The following is an 18,180-nucleotide window of genomic DNA, read 5'->3' as shown; positions in this document are numbered from 1 at the left end:
CCCTGCTCTGGTTGCTGAATCGTTATCTACCCTGCCGTCACCCCCATAAGAGGGACGTTAAGGGGTCCTGGTGGACGTTCTGTCACTTCCGTACTAGACCGCAGCTCAGTGCCCTGGTAGCGCGAACAAATTGTGACCGGAATCTCTCGGGGGCGTGATAGGTGGGTATTGCCGGTTAACGCCGACGAAACGAGGATGGCCGCACGTCTCACGCGATCACCCCCGGGGAGGAGACCCATGTCCAGCTACAACCTGGCCGACCTTTTGGAGCTCATCGCAGGCGCGGCACCGGATCGCGAGGCCCTCGTGGCCGGCGACGTCCGGCGCACGTACACCGAGCTGAACGCCCGCGCCTCGCAGGTCGGGCACCACCTCACGGCCCAGGGGGTGCGGCCGGGCGACCACGTGGCGATCCTCTCCTGGAACCGGGCCGAATGGCTTGAGGCGTTCTTCGGCATCTTCAAGGCGCGCGCCGTCCCCATCCCGGTCAACTACCGGTACGTCGCGGGCGAACTGCACCACGTGCTGTCGGACTCCCGCGCCACCGTGCTCATCGGCGAGCGCTCCCTGCTGGCCAAGGTCGACCGGGCCGCGCTGCCCGAACTGCGCCACGTCGTCGTCCTGGAGGACGGCGGCGACGCGGACATCCCCGACGCCGTCGGCTACGAGGAGGCGCTCGCCGCGCAGCCCGCCACCGACGACTTCCCGCCGCGCTCCAGCGACGACCGCTACATCATGTACACCGGCGGCACCACCGGCTACCCCAAGGGCGTCGAGTGGCGCTGCGAGGACATCTTCTTCGGCGCGATGGGCGGCGGCAACCCGCTCGGCGACCCGATCGGCGCGCCCGAGGAGATCGTCAGGGCCGCCGAGCAGGCCCCCGCGACGACCCTGGACTGCGCGCCCGTCATGCACGGCGCAGGCCAGTGGGTGGCCATGATGACGGTCCTCAGCGGCGCCCGGATCGTCCTGCTCAACGACAGGACCTTCGACCCCGCGCGGGTGCTCGACCTCATCAAGGAGGAGGGCGCGAACGTCGTCATGATCGTCGGCGACGTCATGGGCAGGCCGCTCGCGGCGGAACTGGCCAAGGGCGGCCACGACGTGTCGTCGGTGTTCGCGGTCGCGTCCGGCGGCGCGCCGCTCACCGAGGCGGCCAAGGCAGCGCTCCAGGAACGGCTGCCCGGCGTGCTGTTCCTCGACAACTACGGCGCGTCCGAGACCGGCACCCTCGGCCCGTCCGTGGGCGGCGGCGAGGGCACCGCCCGGTTCCTCATGAAGCCCGGCACCAAGGTCCTGGACGACGACCTGCGCCCGGTCAAGCCCGGCGAGATCGGCCGGCTCGCCCGCTCCGGCCACATCCCGCTCGGCTACTTCAACGACCCCGCCAAGACCGCGACCACGTTCTTCACCGACGAGCACGGCGTCCGCTGGTCGGTGCCGGGCGACTTCGCCAGCCTGGAGGAGGACGGCACGATCGTGCTGCTCGGCCGGGGCTCCCTGGTGATCAACACGGGCGGCGAGAAGGTGTACCCCGAGGAGGTCGAGGTCGCCATCAAGGACCACCCGGGCGTCTACGACGTCGTGGTCGTGGGCGTCCCCGACGAGCGGTTCGGCCAGCGCGTCGCCGCCGTCGTCGCGCCCGTGCCCGGCCACGAGCTGACCCTCGACGACCTCCTGGCGCACTGCCGCGACCGGATCGCCGGGTACAAGCTGCCGCGCCAGCTCCAGATCGTGGGCGAGGTGCAGCGGACCGCCGTCGGCAAGTCCGACTACAAGTGGGCCCGGTCGGTGCTCGGCGTCTGAGGAGGCTCCGGCGCGCGGCGTTCGTAGAGGTCGGCGAACGCGGCGAGCACCGAGGGCCAGGTGCAGTGCTCCGGCACCGTCGCGCCGTTGTGCGCGGCGATACGGTGCCGGAGCTCGTCGTCCTCGACCAGCCGGACCAGCGCGTCGGCCAGGTCGCGCGGCGACCCGCCGAGCAGGCCCTCCCGCTCGGGCCGCACGAAGTCCGCGACGCCGGAGGCGGCGTGCGCGATCACCGGCACGCCCGCCAGCCGCGCCTCCAGCGCCGCCAGCCCGAACGACTCGCGGCGCGCGGGCGCGACGAAGACATCCGCCGACGCGAGCACCTCGCGCACCTCCGAGCGGTCGAGCCGCCCTGTGAGCTTCACCCAATGGTCCATCCGGTTCTCCCGCAGGAACCTGCGGACACCGCGCGCGGCGGGGCCGTCGCCGACGATCGTCGCCCGGATCCTGGTCCGCCGCCCCGCGTCCCGCAGCACCTTCAGCAGCGTGAACGGCTCCTTGCGCGGCGCGAGCCTGCCGACCGCCACCACGTGCACGGCCCCCGTCGGCAGCCACGGCCGGATCGTCCGCCACGGGCCGGTGTCGATGCCGTTCGGCACCACCCGCACGTCGGCGCCCAGCGCCCTGCGGATCGGCCGGGCCGCCGCCTCGCTGACCGCCGTCACCGACACGTCACGGGAGACCAGCCGCCTGTAGACGGCCCCGGTGGGCCGCCCCCACAGGCTGTGCACGGTGACGACGGAAGGCACGTCCCGGCAGGTGGCCAACGCACGCCACGCGAAAGGCGACACCACCCCGGCGTGGACGTGCATCACGTCGGGCTTCAGTTCGTCCAGGACGGGTCGGAGCGAACCCCCGATGGGCAGCCCCCACGGGACACGCGGCCCGACCCGCTGGAGGCCGACGAAGTCCGGGCCCGGCGTCGCGGTCACCACCCGCACGTCGTGGCCCAGCGCGCGCTGCGCCGCCGCCAGCTCGTCCACCTGGACCTCGATCCCGCCGAGCCGGGGCAGGAAGCAGTCGCTCACATGCAGGATCCTCACCTTCGCGAGTCTCGGCAGCGGGCGGGCCGCAGACCGGCAGCGGCTTCCCCTCTGACCCAGACTTGACCCCCAGGCACCCGGATCTTTTCGCGCCGCAGGGCAGGTTCCGCTCCATGCGCACCTGCGTCTTCTTCCACGCCCACCCGGACGACGAGGCGCTCCTCACCGCGGGCCTCATGGCCAGGCTCGCCGACGCCGGGCACCGCGTCGTCCTCGTCGTCGCCACCGCGGGCGAACGCGGCCGGACGGGCCTGCCGACGGTTTCGCTAGGCCCGCTGCGCCTCCGGGAGCTTGAGGAGTCGGCGCGCGTCCTCGGCTGCGCCCGTGTTGTGCCGCTCGGCTACCCCGACTCCGGCCTGGACGGCGGCGCGCCCGGCGGCTTCGCGTCACGGCCCGTCGCCGAACCGGCAGGGCGGCTCGCGGCGATCCTGCGCGAGGAGGACGCCGACCTCCTGACGGTCTATGACGAACACGGCGGCTACGGCCACCCCGACCACGTGCAGGTACACCGCGTCGGGGTGGAGGCGGCCCGCCTCGCGGGGACACGCGTCGTCCTGGAGGCGACGGTGGATCGGGACCGCCTGTGGAGATGGCTACGGCCCCTCTCGAAGGTGCTCCCCCTGGACGGCTGGAGGCAGGCATACACTCCCGGCTCGCGCATCAGCCATCGCGTAGACGTCCGCCGCTACGCCGCCGCCAAGCGCGCCGCGATGGCCGCGCACGCCAGCCAGGGCTCCGGCGGCCCGCGCCTGCTCGCCGTGCTGCGCAGGCTCCCGGACCCGGTGTTCCGGCACGCGCTCGGCACCGAGTACTACGTACGGCGGTGAGACGGCTCGTCCTGTCGGCGGGCTCACTGCTGCTCGCGGCGGGCCTCATCGCGGTGATGCCCCGCCTCGTCGGCGCCGACTGGACGGCCATCGTGGCGGGACTCGGCGCGCTCAGCCCCGGCGTGCTGGCTCTGCTCGTCGTGCTGTGGCTCGCGGGCCTCGGCATGTACACGTTCGTCCTGACGGGCTCGCTGCCCGGCCTACGGCACGGCCAGGCGTTCCAGCTCAACGCGGCCGGCAGCGCCGTCAGCAACCTGCTGCCGTTCGGCGGCGCGGCGGGCGTCGCCGCGACGTTCGCGATGGCCGGGAGCTGGGGATTCTCCGCCCCGTCGGTGACAGTCTCCACTCTGGTCAGCGGAGTCTGGAACGTCTTCGGACGGCTCCTGCTCCCGGCCCTGGGTATCGTCGCTCTGCTCTCCATAGGCGAGGTGCCGAACCGAGAACTGGGTGCTGCCGCCGCCTCAGCCGGCGTGGTGCTGGCCGCGTGCGCGGTCCTCCTGGCGGTCGCACTACGCTTCGAAAGCGCCGCCCGCTGGGTGCACGACCGGCTGCACTCCTTGGCCGCCCGCTCCCCCCACCGTCTCGCGACCCTCCTACGCGGCCTGGGAACAGCCCTCCTCCGCATCCGCGCGGAGACGATCGACGTCCTACGCACCGGCTGGAAGACCCTCACCTTCGGCATGACCGGCTACCTGTTCCTCCAGGGCGTCCTGTTCTGGGCCTGCCTCTGGGCCGTAGGAAGCCCTCCCCGCCTGGCCGAAACCGTAGCCGCCTTCGCCCTCAACCGAGTCCTCACCAGCGTGGTCCTCACCCCCGGCGGCACCGGCGTCACCGAAACCGGAACCGCCGCCGCCCTGGTCCACTTCGGCCTGGACGCCACCCCCGCCGCCACCGCCGTCCTCCTCTACAGCTTCTTCACCTACGTCATAGAAATCCCCCTAGGCGCCCTAGCCTGGACCCACTGGCTATGGCACCGACACCAAAAGCCCTAGCCCTCCGGCCCAACCCCGAGCCGCTCAGTGCTCGCCGACACGGCCCCCGAGCCGCGCCCGTAGATCGCCGTTCTCCGCAGCGAGCCGTTCATTCTCCGCCTGGAGAGCAAGGTGCTCGCGGGAACGCTCGTCGAGCTCAGCCTCAACCTTGTCGAGGAAGTCGTCGACTTCGGGCGTGTGATAACCGGGGGCGACACGAGTGGTGATGAAGGTGACGTTCCGGACATCGTCGGCGGTAAGCCGATGAGGCAGGCCACGGTGCCGCGCCTTCTTCGGCTCCGCCGCTTCCGCGACGGCTTCGGCGAGCCCGTCGATCTTCCGCCCGAGCTCACTGATCGCCGTCCAGATCTTGTCGGTGTCACTCATGACTCTTTTCCTACAGGCTCGGTGACGCGCATGAGCGCTGTTCGGGCCTTCGGCCGAGTCACGCCCCCGTACCGGGCACCGCATCGCCGTCGCGGTCGTCGTTCGTCCAATGACCCGAGGTGCCGGTCGAGTTCACGAGCAACGACCCTGGGTGGCAGGTCCGGAAGCCCCGTGGCGAGCATGCGTTCTCTCAGCGTGACGGGTTTGCGGAGTGCCGTTCCAAGACCTGGCGACCGCCGAGAGTTGAGGCGGATCGATTGGAGCTGACGTGACCGGATTTCGTGGCGGCGTCGGTCGACCTCGGTATCGATCAGCGTGGCGAGGGCGGGTGCCGCACTCAAGTAGCGGGCTGTCGGCCATGACAGAAGGGTCAGCGAGGCCACGATGCCGAGATCAGTGAAGTACCGGTGGTTGGTCGTCGGCATGCCTCCAACGCTGCTCAGGTCGTGGGGATCACGGTTCTCCTTGAGGAGGATCTCCTGCTGAAGTTGAAGAAGCGTATGGAGTTCGGCGGGAGCCTCGCCCTCGTCTCGGGCTGCGAGGTCCGTGCCGCAGAACGGATGCTCCACTCCGCTCCGTCCAGGACCAGCCCGGCACCGACCGAGAGGTCCAGCACCGCCCGGTCAGTCATGACCGGCCTTCCCGAGAACTACCAGCGAACCATCTCGCAGCGGCGCGGCCAGATCGATGCCCAACCGCCGACGCCAGATCAGATGAAGCAGCTGAGCCCGAGCAACCGCAGGAACCCGGCTCCGGTCCGCAAGTTCCCCGAACGTCAAGCCGGTCCCTGCCATCTCGACCAGGCCCGGCCTCAAGCTCAGCGGGTCGGTCAGCGGACGCCGCTGCGAGGACAGCGCACTCACCGTCGTCGCGACATGAGCACGCCAGCCCGCCGCAACCGCATAGTTCCAGCCCGCCACCCCGAGGAGGACTCGAACCTCACCCGCACCGGCTGAGAGAAGACGTCCACCACCTCCCCGGCGAAATCCAGAACGAGCAGAAGCCGTGCTTCCTCCAGGCTCTCGAAAGCGTGATGGCGGCCGGTAGAGACCATGAACTGCAATCCGGGCCGATGCCGCTGCGCCCGGCACCAGCTCATGTCCGGCCTGCCTCTTGGGCACCGGCGCGAGAAGATCGGGCCAAGCGCAGCAGTTCGACCAGACCGGCGAGAGCACAGCATCACCGCCCCACTCAGCAGCACCGAAACCCCAGACAAACACGCACTTGTCACCCACCGAAGTCGAACAGACACATTCGAGGGTGACATTCCTCTGGCGAGCCCGATCGGATAGCGGCTCTGCCGATGGGCCACCAGAGCTCTGCGATGATCTCCACGTGGAGCAACAAGGACCAGCGCCGACGCCGATCATTCTCGGCATCGACGATCTACGCTCTCTCCCCAGAACCACACGGCTCGCCCGCACGAGCGCTGGAGGCATTCAGCTCCTCAAGGAGCACCACAACGAGTTCATCGACGAGCTCTGGCTTGACCATGATCTGGGCGGCGACGACAGCATCATGCCCGTCGTGGCGCTCCTGGAGGAGGCCGCGTTCAACGGCCACCCCTTCCAGGTAGGAACGATCTTCGTTCATAGCGCCAACCCCATCGGCGCCGAAACCGTGGTCCGCGTCCTCACCCGATGGGGCTACCGAGTTCGCCGAGCGACCGCCTGACCTCAGGACCCCGCAGCATGGTGCCCCGGCCGCTCCGCCTGGAGGTCGAACACACCGGCCTCGACGGGGCCCGCACCGTCACCGTGTTCACCGACGCGCTCGGCCGCCTGTACGGCAGTGCGCAGGGTTGGGTTCGGGGTTGTTGGTGGTCTGGCTGGGGTTGGTTGGGGGAAAGGTGGTGGAGTCTTGAAGGTTGGGGGGCCGTTTCGGGCGCACAAAACGGGCAGGAGGTGAGAGACAGAACGAGCTCCTCCGGGAGCTGTCACGTGCGAGACGGGGGTCGGGCCAATTCTTGTCGCGGGGCGGTACCGGCTACTGGAAGAGCAAGGCCGGGGAGGGATGGGCGTGGTGTGGCGCGCCCACGACGAAGTCCTCGACCGGGTGGTCGCGGTCAAGGAGATCCTGCTCCCGCTGGGGGCGGACACGGAGCGGCGGCGCGAACTGTGCAGGTCGCTCACCCGGGAGGCGCGGTCGATGGCACGGCTCAGCCATCCAGGGACGGCGGCCGTGCACGACGTGCTCGTCGCCGGTGGCAGGCCCTGGCTGGTCATGGAGTTCCTCGACGCGCCCGACCTGCAACAGGTCATCGACACCGAGGGGCCGCTGGATCCGCTCCGCGCCGCCGAGATCGGAAGACAACTCGTCGCGGTCCTGCGCGCCGCCCACGGAGTCGGCCTGCTCCACCGCGACGTCAAACCCAGCAACGTGCTGGTCTGCGCCGACGGCCGGGTGGTGCTCACCGACTTCGGACTCGCCATCCACACCGAGGACACCGATCTGCGCGTCCTAGAAGGATCGCCTGCTTACGTCTCACCCGAACAGGCCCGTAACGACCCGCTCACGGCGGCGTCCGATCTGTGGTCGCTCGGTGTGACGCTCTACACGGCGGTGGACGGGCGGGCGCCCTACCGGAGGGCGGGCGCGCTGGCGTCGATGCTGGCGGTCCTCGTCGACGAGCACGCGCCGCCGCGCAACGCGGGGCCGCTGCGCCCCGTCATCGACGGCCTGTTGCGCAAGGACCCGGCGGACCGGCTGACGGCGGCGGAGGCCGCCCGGATGCTGGAACGGCTCGGGAATCCGGGTCCCCGGCTGCTCGACCTGCTCCGGCCCGTCCGGGCGGCGGCGCGGGCCTGACCGCCGGACCCGGACGGGCGCCCGCGCCTGACGGGTCCCGAGCGTCCACCGAGAATCCTGGGACATTCCGGGACATTCGTCGGTCCGAGTGGAGCCGAACGTCACGTTCGCACGTCTTATCCCCGTGTGGTCGTCAACGCCTTGGGGGCAACCACACAGCAAGCACCTGGAAATGGCAGGGGATGAACCGGTCTCACCACCGTAGACGAGGCAACTGTTCGGCCATCCGCACCACCGCAGGACCGTGCCGCCCGCGCGGCGGCCTGCACGCACTGCTCGCCTTCGACATCTGCGCCTTCGGGGACCTGGCGCGCAGCCACGAGGACCTGCTCTACCTGCGCGCCACCATGTACGGGTTCGTCGAGGAGTCCTTCGGCCTCGCCGACCTGCCCTGGGGCCTGTCCCACCGCGAGGACCGCGGTGACGGGATCCTGCTCGCCCTGCCCGCCGGGGTGCCCACCGTCCAGGCGGTCGACCCGCTGGTGGACCACCTGGGCGCGCTCCTCGCCGACCACAACCGCCGTGCCGCCGAGCCGTCCCGGCTGCGGCTGCGCATGTCCGTCGACGCCGGACATGTCACCCACGACGGTTACGGTCTGGTCGGCCGGGCCGCCAACCAGCTGCACAGGGCGCTCGACGCGCCCGACTTCAAGGCGGCGCTCGCCGCCTCCAGCGCCGACCTCGGCGTGATCGTCTCCTCGTTCGTCTTCGGTGAGGTCGTCTCCGGCCGCGCCGGTGCCGACCGCTACAGGCCCGTCTCCGTCGAGGTTAAGGAGACCAGCACAAGGGCGTGGGCCTGCTTCCCCGACGGCTCCTTCGTGCCCCGACTGCGGGCCGTGCCGCTCGACCCCGCCTGGGAGGGCGCGTGACCCGTCGGCCACACTGGGGGGCATGAGCAGAGCACTGGTTCTGGCCGGCGGGGGCGTCGCCGGCATCGGATGGGAGGCGGGCCTGGTCACCGGCCTGCGTGAGGCGGGCGTCGACCTCGGCACGGCCGACCTGATCGTCGGGACGTCGGCGGGCTCCGTCGTCGGCACCATGATCGCCCAGGACGCCGACCTCGCCGAACAGGTCGCCGGGGCCGCCGCCGCCGAAGCGGAGGCGGCCCACGCCGCGGACGTGGACATGGCCAAGGTCATGGAGGCGTTCACCCTCATGTACGGCGAAACCGGGCTCTCCCCCCGGGAGGCCCGGCGCAAGATCGGCGAACTCGCCCTGACCGTCACCGGCGACGGCGCCCGGCTGGCCATGATCGGCCAGCGGCTGCCCAGCCACGACTGGCCCGACCGCGACCTCCGGATCACCGCGGTGGACACCGCCGACGGCGAACTCCACGTGTGGACGGGCGGGTCGGGGACGCCGCTGCCGCTCGCCGTCGCGTCGAGCTGCGCCGTCCCCGCGGTCTTCCCGCCGGTGGAGATCGCGGGCCGCCGCTACATGGACGGCGGCGTCCGGTCGATCAGCAACGCCGACCTCGCCGCGGGCCACGACAAGATCGTCATCATCGAGCCGATGGCGCACATGACGCCCCGCGCCGTGCTGGACCGGGAGGTCGCCCGCCTCGGCGACGCCAAGATCGCCGCGATCGCCCCGGACCGGGCGACGATCGAGCTGTTCGGCGTCGACGTCCTCGACCCCGGCCTCTGGCTGCCCGCCTTCGCCTCCGGCCGCGCCCAGGCCGCGGTGGCCGTCGAGCAGGTCGGCGCCGTCTGGGGCTGACCTCCGACGGGTTCGGGGGCGGGCGCGGATGGCCCATCATGGAGGGATGAGCCTCCATGACCTGCTTCCGGAAGACGGCGATCCCGACAAGGTGTTCGAGGCGTTCGCCGGCTGGACGGAGCAGCGCGGCCTGAGCCTTTACCCGGCTCAGGAGGAGGCGCTGATGGAGCTGGTCACGGGCGCGAACGTCGTCCTGGCGACGCCCACCGGGTCGGGCAAGTCGCTGGTGGCGGCCGGGGCGCACTTCGCCGCGCTCGCCCGCGACGAGTGCAGCTTCTACACCGCGCCGATCAAGGCGCTGGTGTCGGAGAAGTTCTTCGACCTCGTCGAGCAGTTCGGCAGCGACAACGTCGGCATGATGACCGGCGACGCCTCGGTCAACCCGAACGCGCCGATCATCTGCTGCACCGCCGAGGTGCTCTCCGCGATCGCGCTCCAGGAGGGCGACCGCGCCGACATCGGCCTCGTCGTCATGGACGAGTTCCACTTCTACGCCGAGCCTGACCGGGGCGTCGCGTGGCAGATCCCGCTGCTGGAGCTGCCGCAGGCGCAGTTCCTCCTGATGTCGGCGACGCTGGGCGACGTGTCGCTGTTCGAGAAGGATCTGACCCGGCGGACGGGTCGTCCCACCGCCGTCGTGCGGTCGGCGACGCGTCCGGTGCCGCTGGAGTACTCCTACAAGCTGACGCCTTTGCACGAGACGATCGAGCACCTCCTGTTGGAGAAGAAGGCGCCCGTCTACGTCGTCCACTTCACCCAGGCGGCGGCGATCGAGCGGGCGCAGTCACTCATGTCGGTGAACGTGTGCACCAAGGAGGAGAAGGCCGAGATCGGGAAGCTGATCGGCCGGTTCCGGTTCACCACCAAGTTCGGCAAGACGCTGGAACGCCTGGTCAGGCACGGGATCGGGGTGCACCACGCGGGGATGCTGCCCAAGTACCGGCGGCTCGTGGAGCGGCTCGCGCAGGCCGGGCTTCTCAAGATCATCTGCGGCACGGACACGCTGGGCGTCGGCGTCAACGTGCCCATCCGGACGGTGCTCTTCACCGCCCTGTCCAAGTACGACGGACGCCGGGTGCGCCGCCTCCGCGCCCGCGAATTCCACCAGATCGCCGGACGTGCCGGACGTGCCGGGTTCGACACCGTCGGGTACGTCGTGTGCCAGGCGCCCGACCACATCGTGGAGAACCACAAGGCCGTCCTCAAAGCAGGGGACGACACCAAGAAGCTGCGCAAGCTCGTCCGTAAGAAGCCGCCCGAAGGGTTCGTCTCCTGGGACGAGGAGACGTTCACCCGGCTCCAGACCGCCGAGCCCGAACCGCTCAAGTCCCGGTTCGAGGTCACCCACACGATGCTGCTCTCGGTGATCAACCGGCCCGGCAACGCGTTCCAGGCGATGCGGAAGCTCCTCACCGACAACCACGAGGACAGGGCCGCCCAACGCCGCCACATCTCCCGCGCGATCGCCATCTACCGGTCGCTGCGCGCGGGCGGGATCGTCGAGGAACTCACCGTCCCCGACGCCGACGGCCGCTGGGTCCGCATCACCGTCGACCTCCAGGAGGACTTCGCGCTCAACCAGCCGCTGTCCACCTTCGCGCTCGCCGCCCTCGAACTACTCGACAAGGAAGCGCCCACGTACGCGCTCGACGTCGTCTCCGTCATCGAGGCGACGCTGGACGACCCGCGCCAGATCCTCGCCGCCCAGCTCAACAAGGCCAAGGGCGAGGCCGTCGCCGAGATGAAGATGAACGGCATCGAGTACGAGGAGCGGATGGAGCTGCTGGAGGAGGTCGACTACCCCAAGCCGCTCGAAGACGTCCTGGACGGCGCGTTCGAGATCTACGCGCGCGGCAACCCGTGGGTCGCCGACCACCCGCTCCGGCCCAAATCGGTCGTCCGCGACCTGTACGAGCGGCTGATGAACTTCTCCCAGTACGTCCACCACTATGACCTCGCGCGCAGCGAAGGGATCGTGCTGCGCTACCTCGCGGGTGCTTACAAGGCGCTGGCGCAGACCGTCCCCGACGCGGCCAAGACCGAGGAGTTGCAGGACCTCATCGAGTGGCTCGGTGAACTCGTCCGTCAGGTGGACAGCAGCCTCCTGGACGAGTGGGAGCAGCTCGCCAACCCCACCCTGGACGCCGAGGAGCCCCTGGAGGAGAAGACGGGAGCTGTCACGGCCAACCCGCGCGCCTTCCGGGTGCTCGTCCGCAACGCGCTCTTCCGGCACCTCCAGCTCGCCGCCCGCCGCGCCTACCGCGACCTCGCCGAACTCGGCACCGGATGGGACGCGCCGGAGTGGGAGGACGCCGTCGAGGCGTACTTCGACGAGCACGACGAGCTGCCCACCGGGGCGGACGCGCGCGGCCCGGCCTTCCTCCAGATCACCGAGGAGGAGGGCGTCTGGCGGGTCCGGCAGATCGTCGCCGACCCCGACAAGCACCACGACTGGTCGCTCACCGCCGACGTCGACCTCGCCGCGTCCGACGAGACCGGCACCGCCGTCCTGCACGTCAGGGACTTCGCCAGGCTCGACTGAGCGGGGGATGTTTCTCCCCGGCTGGCGAAACGGTCGGGACAAAGAGAAACAGAAGGCGTACGGTCAGTACATGCCGACGACCAAGGAACGCGCGGACGAGGCGTCCAAGATCCTGGCCTCCCAGCTCAGGCAGCTCCTGGCCCAGTCGACCCATTCGGTGACGTCGCTCGCCGCCGAGGTCGGCTGGGCCAAGTCGAAGGTCTCCAAGATCCAGAACTGCCGGCAGACCCCGTCCGAGGAGGACATCAGGGTCTGGTGCACCGCCACCGGCAACGCCGACCACATCCCCGAACTCATCGCCGCCGTCCGCAACCTCGACGGCCTGTACATCCAGTGGCGGCGGATGGAACAGGGCGGGCTCCGGCCGGTCCAGACGTCGTTCCAGGGCCTGTACGAGGACACCCGCGAGTTCCGGATCTTCCAGCACGCGCCCATCCCGTCGCTGCTCCAGACCGCCCCCTACACGCTCGCGCACCTGACCGCGATCATGGAGTTCCGGCAGGTGCCCAACGACGTCGAGGACGCGGCCCGGGAGCGGCTCGCCTACCAGCGCTACCTGGACGACGGCACCAAGACGTTCTCCTTCGTCGTCTCCGAGGCCGCGTTGTACGCGCCGATGCTCGGGCCGTCCGGGATGCGGGAGCAGCTCACGAAGCTGCTGACGTTCACCGACGGGGCGCCCGCCAACGTCGCCGTCGGGGTGCTGCCGCTGCGGGCGCCGCGCTCGGTGTGGCCGTGGGAGGGGTTCTGGATCTACGACTCCCGCGAGGTGCGGCCCGATCTCGTCGCGGGGCAGATCCGCAACCGGCAGCCCAGCGACGTCCAGGCGTATCTGGGTACTTTCGAACGGCTTGCCCAGGCTTCCGTCTACGGGCGGGAGGCCCGCGCGCTCATCCAGGCGGCCACCCCATGAGAAACGATGAGAAACCGGCTGGACCGCTCCCCCTTCCCATCCTTACCTTGGGTGCCATGACCTTCGACGAAGGACTCGTGACCGCGCCCTCCGGCACGGCCGAGCGCACCTTCTTCACCGAGGCCGCCCAGGTCGCCCAGGCCCGGTCATGGGTCAGAGCCACCCTCCCCGAATCCTGCGCCGCGCGCGACGACTACCTGGTCGTCGTCTCCGAGCTGCTGGGCAACTGCGTGGTCCACGCCCTGCCGGGCGACGCCACCCTGTCCGTGCGCCACGCCGAGGGCGTCGTCTCCGGCACCCTCGTCCACCGCATGCCCCCCTCCGGCCACGTGGCCTTCACCCAACCCACGTTGACCGAGATCCGCCACCTGGCCGAATCCACCACCCCCCCGGACCCCTTCGACCTGGCCGAATCCGGCCGCGGCCTCCCCCTCGTCGTCCTCCTCTGCCAGGGCTCCGTCCTCGTCGAAGAACACCCCACCCGCACCATCACCCACTGGACCGTCCCCGGCTGCCTCTGCCCCTGACGGGGTGCGGGGTCAGGCGCGGAGGGCGGTGGTGGGTTCGGTTCGGGTGGCACGCCAGGAGGGGTAGAGGCCGGCGAGGGCGCCGGTCAGCGCGCCGAGGAGGGGGGAGGGCAGGACGGTCAGGGGTTCCAGGATCGGGGTCCAGTGGCGGGCGGCGGAAGCGGTGACGACTACGGCCACGCCCAAGGCGGTGCCCAGGAGGCCGCCCAGGAGTCCCAGGGCCGAGGACTCGGCGAGGAACTGCAGGGCGATGTGGCGGCGGCGGGCGCCGAGCGCGCGGCGGAGGCCGATCTCGGCGGTGCGCTCCAGGACGGACACCAGCGTGGTGTTGGCGATGCCGACCGCGCCGATGACGAGGCTGACCGCGGCGAGCCCGAGGAAGAGGAAACCGAGGTCGGTGTCGACCTGGTCGCGCAACGTCCGTGGATCGGGCGGCGCCACCACCTTGAACCGTTCGGGCTGGTCCGCCCGGATCGCGACGGCCACCTGGCGCGCGACGGTCGGCGCCGCGCCCAGCCGCGTCTCCACGAGGAGCCGGGCCGGCCGTCCGTCGCCGGGGTCGGGCGGGCCCCACAGCGCGGCCGCCGTCGTCGTCGGCACGATGACCGACAGGAGCACCTCGGCGCGCCGGTCCACGCCGTCGATGATCCCGACGACGGTGAGCGCGACCCCGTCGACGAAGATCGCGGGCTGCGCGTCGAGCCGGGTCACGCCGAGCCGTGCCGCGGCAGCCCTGCCGAGCACACACACCCGCTGCTTACGGTCCTCGTGGAAGGCGTCGTAGAGACGTCCTTCGCCCGGTCGCGCGTGTACGGCGGCCAGATAGCCGGGACTCGCCGCCATGACGGGCAGCGCCTGCGCGTCGTCGGGCGCCGCGAGGCCGGGCGGACGGGCCGACGTCGGCCCGGTGGCGGGCTGCCAGTGGACGCCCGCGTTGACGACCCCGTTCAGCGCGGTCAGCCGCCGTTCGGTGCCGTCCGGGAAGGGCGCGTCGGCCAGCGACGGGTCGGCGGGCGCGTCCTCCACGGAGACCTCGGTCGCGGCGAGCGCGGTGAACCGCTGCGAGATCTGGCCGGACGCGGTGGCCGTCAGGCCCAGCACGGCGACGAACGCGGCGATGCCGAGGAGGGTGCCGAGCGCGGTCAGGGCGGCCCGTCCCGGCCGGGTGAGGATCGCCGAGACCGCCTCGCGCGCCGCGTCGGCGGGACGCAGCCGGGTCGGTGCGACGCGGGTCCGTTCCGTGGTCACGGGCGCGTCCGGGGGCGGGTCTCGCGCAGCGCCCCGTCCCTGATGGAGACGGTGCGGCCGCCGCGCGCGGCGACGTCGGGGTCGTGCGTGACGACCATGACGGTGAAGCCGTCCGCGTGGAGTTCGTCGAGCAGCGCGAGCACGGTCGCGGCGTTCGCGCTGTCGAGGTTGCCGGTGGGTTCGTCGCAGAGCAGCAGGGACGGCCGGTTCACCAGCGCGCGGGCGATCGCGACCCGCTGGCGTTCGCCGCCCGACAGGAGCCCGGCGGGGGTGTCGGCGCGGGCGGCGAGCCCGACACGGTCCAGCAGCGCGTCGGCGAGCCGGGCGCGGGTCCGGCGCGACGTGCCGGTGTAGAGCTGCGCGAGCATGACGTTCTCGCGCGCGCTGCGGTGCCCGAGCAGGTGGAACGCCTGGAAGACGAACCCGATGCGGCGGCCGCGCAGGGCGGTCCTGTCGCGTTCGCCGAGGGCCGCGGTGTTGATGCCGTCGAGCCGGTAGACACCCTCGGTCGGCCGGTCCAGCAGCCCGGCCAGGTGCAGGAAGGTTGATTTGCCCGATCCTGACGGCCCGACGACGGTCACGTACTCACCGGCGGCGACGGTCAGGTCGGCGGGCAGCAGCGCGCGGACCGGCGGCGGCCCGGGGTGGGTCCTGCCCACGCCGGTGAACTCGATCACCGGCGGGGTCATCGGGTCTCTCCCACAACGACGTGGTCGCCTTCGGCGAGGCCGTCGCCCTCGACCTCCGCGAGCCCGGCGGCGGTGACGCCGACCGTGACGGTCACCCGGGTCCGCCGTCCGTCCGGGCCGACCCTGACGACCTGGGTCGATCCGTCGGCGACCGCGTAGACCGCCGAGGTGGGGACGACGAGCACCGGTCCCTCGGTGGCGGCGGCTGTGATCGTCAGCCTGACGTTCTGGCCCGCGAGCCGCTCCGGCAGCGGCCTCACCCCACGGACGACGACAGGATGGCCCGGCTCCATCTCTTCGCCGCCCTCGGTGAACGCGCCTACGGACGTCACCTTTCCGGCGAAGGACAGATCGAGTTCCTCCGCGAGGATCCGGACGGGTTTGCCTACCCGGACGAGCTCACGATCCACCGGAGACAGCGACCCCTTGACCGTGAGCTCTCCGGTGGCCAGCTTCATCAGGACGCCTTCCGCCTCCGCGCCGAGCCGCGCCTTGACCTCGACGACCCGAGCCGGGAACCCCGGGACAAACTGGACTTCCCCGGACGGAAGTATCACGGTGGTGCGCGGTTTGCCGGGTTTGCCCTTCGGCTTCGCCGGCTCCGTCGGCTCCGCCTGCTCGGTCACGGGCTGGAACCCGCGATCGGCGTACAGCCGCCGCACGGCCTCCTGGGTGGACGGGCCGTACACGCCCTCGGCGTCGCCGATCCGGTGGCCGAGCTCCCGCAGCGCCCGTTGGAGCTGGACGACGTCGGGACCCCTGAAGCCGTCGCGCAGATCCCGGTAAGCGGGCACCCTGCCACGAAGCGCGATGATCGGCCGCCCGGAGACGACGACCACCACCCCACCCGGTTCGACCCGCTGTCCCGCCTTCAGGGGTGGCGCGGACACGACCGACCGCGTCGTCTCGGCCGGCGCGACGGCCGTGACCTCGACCGTCCTGCCGGGCGCCACCACACCGCGCAGCACGACCGTCGCGCGGAGCACCTCGCGCGCCACCGGAACCGTGATGACGGACGGGACGGGCGGCCGCGCCTCGGCCGCCGCGTCCTGCGGCGACTTGACGAACGTGGAGGCGACCAGCCCCCCGCACGCCATGAGGACGGCCGCCAACACGAGCGCAAGGAGAACCGTCTGCCTACGCCGCATCTAGGTCATTCCGAGGGGACAGGCGGTAGGTTCCCGCCGACGATGGCCGCCGCGTTCTCCATCATCCGGTCCAGCGCGCCCTTGACCTCGGTGAGAGCCTCGAAGTTGTCCTCGATGAACTGGTTCTCGTGCTCGGCGACGACGGCGTACTCGACGCCGACGTAACGCACGGCGTCCTTGCACTTCATGTCGGCGACGGCGGTGCGCCGCTCCAACGCCGATCCCGGGTCGTTCGCCCAACGGGGGTCGTTGTTGGGGTCGTCCGCCATCCGGTAGTCGAAGCCCGCCTTCTTCATACAGGCGCTCCACTCGCGGCTGACGGCGAGGTGGCGCGGGTCGGCGTCCGCCGCCGTGGCGGCCTGTGCGGCGAGCGTCATCGGGTAGCGGGGGTCCACCCCGGCCGGGACACCGTCCGCGATCCGCCGCCGCGCCTCTCCCGCGCACCCCTCGACCGGGATCGGCCTGCTCCGGAACGTCGAGACGCCCTGCCCCTGGAGGAGGTTGATCTCGTCGGGCGTCAACCGCGGCCCCGCGTCGCCCGTAGGCTCGCCGACGCCCTTGGGCAGTTGGTAGCCGTACCGAGCCGCCACGCCGACCGGAATGTAGTAGAAGCGACGGTCCCGATGCTCGGTGTCGAACACGTCAGGCCGATGCGTCCTGACGGGATAACGCACCCCGTAACGCTTCATGCAGTCGCTCACAAGAATGTCGTCGGCGTCCCGCAACGCCGCCGCCTGCTCCGGCGTCGCCTGGTAATACTCCAACGGCAACCGCACCTCATTAAGCGACCGCACGTCCGTAGGCACCGGCGTCACCGCGGGCCGCCCGTCCTCGCCTGTCTTCGCGGTGGAGCACCCCGCCGCCACCGCCGCGACGGCGGCCAGGACGGCGAGGCGCACCACAACACCAGAGGAATTCATCAAACCGGTCAACACGCCCAGGTGAGGGAACGCGCCGCGTTGTTCCATGAGCCGGTGATGTTCCAGTAGTCACCATTGGGCTGGAATGTCGCGATAATTCCACCGCTACCGTTCTGTCCGAAATGTAGCCGTGCCGCGCAGCTCGTCCCGAGGTTCTTGCCGGAACTGATCGCCTTGTCGACGACGCCCCCGACACTCGACGGCTTGAAGTGGTTGTCGGTGAAGTAGTTGTCGCGGCCCTCGTAGTCGTAGATACCCTGGCTCGCCTGCCAGTTCCACTCCTTGTAGCCGCAGAACTCCTTCGTCTGGCACGCACCGTTGAAGTTGGTGTTCGCCCAGGCGGCGGGCGCTACCACGAGCGCGCCTCCCACCGCCAGGGGAACGGCCACGATCCAGCTGTGTTTCGCCATGCCACTCCCGTCGTCGCCTGGTTCCGGCGAGGGGTAACGTTCGCAGAGCCGGGCGATTCAGCTCAACACCCAAGATCGCATGACGCAGATCACTGCCGCGTTCACCAGTGCATCCGGTCGGTGTCCGTATTCGGACGAATCCGCCTGACAACCTTTTCCGGTGCGGTAAGCGGCGGGCAGGGCGCGAACGGACAGGGGATGCGGTTCCGTGCCCGCCCCGGT

General features: G+C 70.8%; 18 protein-coding genes. 10 read left to right on the top strand and 8 right to left on the bottom strand.

What is annotated here, in order from left to right; all coding sequences use genetic code 11:
* The first annotated feature begins 237 nt into the window (after positions 1-237).
* The gene (locus LO762_RS15350) at positions 238-1,806 is read left to right on the top strand and encodes an acyl-CoA synthetase (protein WP_230615611.1); all 1,569 of its coding nucleotides are present in this window, start codon (positions 238-240) and stop codon (positions 1,804-1,806) included.
* On the opposite strand, the gene LO762_RS15345 is transcribed toward LO762_RS15350, so the two are convergent.
* Positions 1,773-2,849: a glycosyltransferase family 4 protein gene (locus LO762_RS15345; protein ID WP_230615609.1), complete on the bottom strand. Its 1,077-nt coding sequence runs from the start codon at positions 2,847-2,849 to the stop codon at positions 1,773-1,775. The genes LO762_RS15350 and LO762_RS15345 overlap by 34 nt on opposite strands.
* A 113-nt stretch (positions 2,850-2,962) precedes the next feature.
* Here LO762_RS15345 and LO762_RS15340 point away from each other — a divergent pair, with 113 nt between their 5' ends.
* Complete coding sequence (locus LO762_RS15340) at positions 2,963-3,676, top strand: PIG-L deacetylase family protein (RefSeq protein ID WP_230615607.1); 714 nt, start codon at positions 2,963-2,965, stop codon at positions 3,674-3,676.
* Entirely contained in the window at positions 3,673-4,668 is a 996-nt protein-coding gene (locus tag LO762_RS15335) for a lysylphosphatidylglycerol synthase domain-containing protein (protein ID WP_230615605.1), read from the top strand. Before LO762_RS15340 ends, LO762_RS15335 begins: the two co-directional genes overlap by 4 nt.
* Before the next feature lie 24 nt (positions 4,669-4,692).
* Here the strand turns inward: LO762_RS15335 and LO762_RS33930 are convergent, their stop codons facing one another.
* Together LO762_RS33930 and LO762_RS15325 are read right to left on the bottom strand one after the other, a co-directional pair.
* A complete protein-coding gene (locus tag LO762_RS33930; RefSeq protein WP_374201561.1) occupies positions 4,693-5,034 on the bottom strand; it encodes a DivIVA domain-containing protein in 342 nt (113 codons plus the stop codon).
* Positions 5,031-5,603 carry a hypothetical protein gene (locus LO762_RS15325; protein WP_230615603.1) on the bottom strand — a complete coding sequence of 191 codons (573 nt, stop codon included), beginning with the start codon at positions 5,601-5,603 and terminating at the stop codon, positions 5,031-5,033. Before LO762_RS15325 ends, LO762_RS33930 begins: the two co-directional genes overlap by 4 nt.
* Before the next feature lie 766 nt (positions 5,604-6,369).
* Between LO762_RS15325 and LO762_RS15320 the strand changes: the two genes are divergently transcribed.
* From LO762_RS15320 to LO762_RS15290, 7 genes are all read left to right on the top strand, one after another.
* A complete protein-coding gene (locus LO762_RS15320) occupies positions 6,370-6,708 on the top strand; it encodes a cyclic-phosphate processing receiver domain-containing protein (RefSeq protein WP_230615601.1) in 339 nt (112 codons plus the stop codon).
* A gap of 288 nt (positions 6,709-6,996) precedes the next feature.
* Positions 6,997-7,842, top strand: a complete 846-nt coding sequence (locus LO762_RS15315) for a serine/threonine-protein kinase (RefSeq protein ID WP_308103984.1) — start codon at positions 6,997-6,999, stop codon at positions 7,840-7,842.
* A 182-nt stretch (positions 7,843-8,024) separates the two neighbouring features.
* Positions 8,025-8,711, top strand: a complete 687-nt coding sequence (locus LO762_RS15310; protein WP_230615597.1) for a hypothetical protein — start codon at positions 8,025-8,027, stop codon at positions 8,709-8,711.
* 22 nt (positions 8,712-8,733) lie between these two features.
* A complete protein-coding gene (locus tag LO762_RS15305; RefSeq protein ID WP_230615595.1) occupies positions 8,734-9,561 on the top strand; it encodes a patatin-like phospholipase family protein in 828 nt (275 codons plus the stop codon).
* 46 nt (positions 9,562-9,607) lie between these two features.
* Positions 9,608-12,103 (top strand): RNA helicase, encoded by a 2,496-nt coding sequence (locus LO762_RS15300; protein ID WP_230615593.1) that lies wholly within the window; start codon positions 9,608-9,610, stop codon positions 12,101-12,103.
* Positions 12,104-12,173: 70 nt separating this feature from the next.
* Positions 12,174-13,016 (top strand): Scr1 family TA system antitoxin-like transcriptional regulator, encoded by an 843-nt coding sequence (locus tag LO762_RS15295; RefSeq protein WP_230615591.1) that lies wholly within the window; start codon positions 12,174-12,176, stop codon positions 13,014-13,016.
* 56 nt (positions 13,017-13,072) lie between these two features.
* Entirely contained in the window at positions 13,073-13,543 is a 471-nt protein-coding gene (locus tag LO762_RS15290; RefSeq protein WP_230615589.1) for an ATP-binding protein, read from the top strand.
* Positions 13,544-13,555: 12 nt separating this feature from the next.
* Here the strand turns inward: LO762_RS15290 and LO762_RS15285 are convergent, their stop codons facing one another.
* Genes LO762_RS15285 through LO762_RS15265 form a run of 5 tightly spaced genes read right to left on the bottom strand, consistent with a single transcriptional unit; the run spans position 13,556 to position 17,958 of the window.
* Complete coding sequence (locus LO762_RS15285) at positions 13,556-14,791, bottom strand: ABC transporter permease (RefSeq protein ID WP_230615587.1); 1,236 nt, start codon at positions 14,789-14,791, stop codon at positions 13,556-13,558.
* Complete coding sequence (locus LO762_RS15280; RefSeq protein WP_230615586.1) at positions 14,788-15,480, bottom strand: ABC transporter ATP-binding protein; 693 nt, start codon at positions 15,478-15,480, stop codon at positions 14,788-14,790. Before LO762_RS15280 ends, LO762_RS15285 begins: the two co-directional genes overlap by 4 nt.
* Complete coding sequence (locus LO762_RS15275; RefSeq protein WP_230615584.1) at positions 15,477-16,628, bottom strand: peptidoglycan-binding domain-containing protein; 1,152 nt, start codon at positions 16,626-16,628, stop codon at positions 15,477-15,479. Before LO762_RS15275 ends, LO762_RS15280 begins: the two co-directional genes overlap by 4 nt.
* Before the next feature lie 5 nt (positions 16,629-16,633).
* A complete protein-coding gene (locus LO762_RS15270; protein WP_230615582.1) occupies positions 16,634-17,548 on the bottom strand; it encodes a hypothetical protein in 915 nt (304 codons plus the stop codon).
* Between the two features lie 8 nt (positions 17,549-17,556).
* Positions 17,557-17,958, bottom strand: a complete 402-nt coding sequence (locus LO762_RS15265) for a hypothetical protein (protein WP_230615580.1) — start codon at positions 17,956-17,958, stop codon at positions 17,557-17,559.
* Between the last annotated feature and the right edge of the window lie 222 nt (positions 17,959-18,180).

The sequence above is a fragment of the Actinocorallia sp. API 0066 genome (assembly GCF_020991275.1).
Taxonomy (GTDB): domain Bacteria; phylum Actinomycetota; class Actinomycetes; order Streptosporangiales; family Streptosporangiaceae; genus Actinocorallia.
Note: the sequence above shows the minus strand (reverse complement) of the source record. Positions and strands in the feature narration are given on the sequence as shown.